At 49.1% G+C, this 2,055-nt stretch carries 2 protein-coding genes and 1 pseudogene; all 3 read left to right on the forward strand.

Going from position 1 to position 2,055, the window contains the following annotated elements; genetic code table 11:
- The first annotated feature begins 75 nt into the window (after positions 1-75).
- Positions 76-369, forward strand: coding sequence for an IS66 family insertion sequence element accessory protein TnpA (gene tnpA / locus D791_RS18470; protein WP_036514959.1), 294 nt, complete (start codon positions 76-78; stop codon positions 367-369).
- Complete coding sequence (tnpB, locus tag D791_RS18475; RefSeq protein WP_036514962.1) at positions 369-716, forward strand: IS66 family insertion sequence element accessory protein TnpB; 348 nt, start codon at positions 369-371, stop codon at positions 714-716. Before tnpA ends, tnpB begins: the two co-directional genes overlap by 1 nt.
- Before the next feature lie 95 nt (positions 717-811).
- Positions 812-2,055 (forward strand): annotated as a pseudogene (gene tnpC, locus D791_RS18480) (IS66 family transposase); the annotation flags it as partial.

The following is a 2,055-nucleotide window of genomic DNA, read 5'->3' on the forward strand; positions in this document are numbered from 1 at the left end:
TTCATTTTAATACGTTCTGCCCCTCACACTCATCGCGCGATAATCTAGTCTCCTATTTATTCAGGAGAGCATCATATGAAACGCTATACCCGTCATACCCCAGAGCAATGGCAGATCTTTATCGATCAGTGGCGTAACAGCGGTCTCTCCGCTGCACGTTTTTGCGAAGAGCAAGGCTTAGGCTATGCCAGCTTTTGCGATTGGCGCAAGCGACTTATCAATGAACGTCCAGTCCGCTCCCAATCCCAGCGCTCAGAAGAGGCTGCATTTATTGACCTTGGCACCTTGTCAGGCGGTCATGCAAGTAGCGGCTGGTCAATAGTGCTCAGTCTAGGCGAGGGTGTCGAGCTTCGCCTGAGTCGTCCCTGATGTTTGCGCCCGGCAACCTTGCTCGGATCTGGCTTTGCACTCAACCGACTGACATGCGCAAGTCATTTCAAGGATTGAGTGCATTGGTGAAGAATCAGCTTCACCACAACCCGCTGAGTGGCCAGTACTTTGTCTTCGTCAATCGACGCAAAACCCAGATGAAGGTGCTTTATTTTGAACCGTCGGGCTACTGCTTATGGAGTAAACGGCTTGAACAGGGACAATTCCGCGTGAACGCTTCAGCCACTGGACAGCGCCCTCTGAGCTGGACCGATCTGCAATTGATTTTAGATGGCATTGAAGTGCAAAAAATCCGTCAATACAAGCGCTATCAACATCCGATTTAAGGTGGGGTCTGGTATAATCCACACCCATGAATCTTCCACCAAAACAAACAGAAATAGCCTGTTCCAAGAGCGACTTAACCGTCGCAGAACTCGCGCGCCTGAACGCTGAGAACAGTGTTCTACGTGATGAAAACGAGGCACTGAAACGACGAGTGGCCTGGTTTGAAAAGCAGTTATTTGGTGAGAAATCGGAGAAGCGTCCGGTTGATAATCCACATCAACCTAGCCTGCTGGGCGAAGTGCAACCCATTACAGAGCCCGAGGGGGAACAGGTCTCTATTACCTATCAACGAGGTAAAGCCCCTAAACAACGTCCAGACGATTGCATCAATGATAGTGGCCTGCGCTTTAATGATCAGGTACCGATTAAAGTGATCTCACTGTCAACGCCAGAACTTGAAGGACCTGATGCAGATCAGTTCGAGGTGATTGGCACCAAAAGTACCTTCCGTTTGGCGCAGCGTCCGTCCAGTTATGTAGTGTTGCAATATGATCGCCCAATTATTAAACGCAAGGGGGCCAAACAACCCTTGCCAAGTCAAGTTCCGTTCAATGTATTGGATCGGAGTTTTGCCGATGTCAGTTTGCTAGTCGGTCTGCTGGTCGATAAATTCCTATACCACTTACCGTTGTATCGCCAACATCAACGCATGGGCCACTCCGGCATCACGATGAGCCGCACCACCTTGACCACGCTAACTCAGCGTCCTATCGAACTATTACGCCCCATCGTTGAGGCTCAGTTGGCAAATATACTGCGCAGCAAAGTGTTAGCCATGGACGAAACGCCGATCAAGGCAGGCAAGGCGACAAAAGGTAAACTCAAGCAAAGCTGGTTCTGGCCACTCTATGGTGATCAAGATGAGGTCGTGTTTACCTTCTCGTCCAGTCGAGGACGACAACATATCGAAAACATACTGAAACATCAGTTCAATGGCACGCTCATTAGTGATGGCTATTCTGCTTATGCTTCATATGCAGCAAAGAATGAGGGAGTCATCCAGGCTCAGTGTTGGGTACACAGTCGGCGACAGTTTATTGAAGCAGAACAAGAAGAGCCTGCGGCTGTAAGTCAGGCGCTGGATTATATTGCACTGCTGTACCAAGTCGAAGAAGAGATCCGAGCACAGAAATTGAGTGGTGAGAAAAAACAGTTATACCGACTTGAGCACAGCAAGCCGCAGGTGGATGCATTCTATGAGTGGTGCGAGCAACAGTTGCTTCGCAACGATTTAACGCCGAAGAGTCCATTGTTGCGAGCAGTTCATTATGTGCTAAAACGAAAGACAGCATTACGGGTGTTTTTAGAAGATCCAGACGTACCCTTGGATACCAATCA

Origin of the sequence: Nitrincola nitratireducens (assembly GCF_000585235.1) — a bacterium.
Lineage (GTDB): Bacteria > Pseudomonadota > Gammaproteobacteria > Pseudomonadales > Balneatricaceae > Nitrincola > Nitrincola alkalisediminis.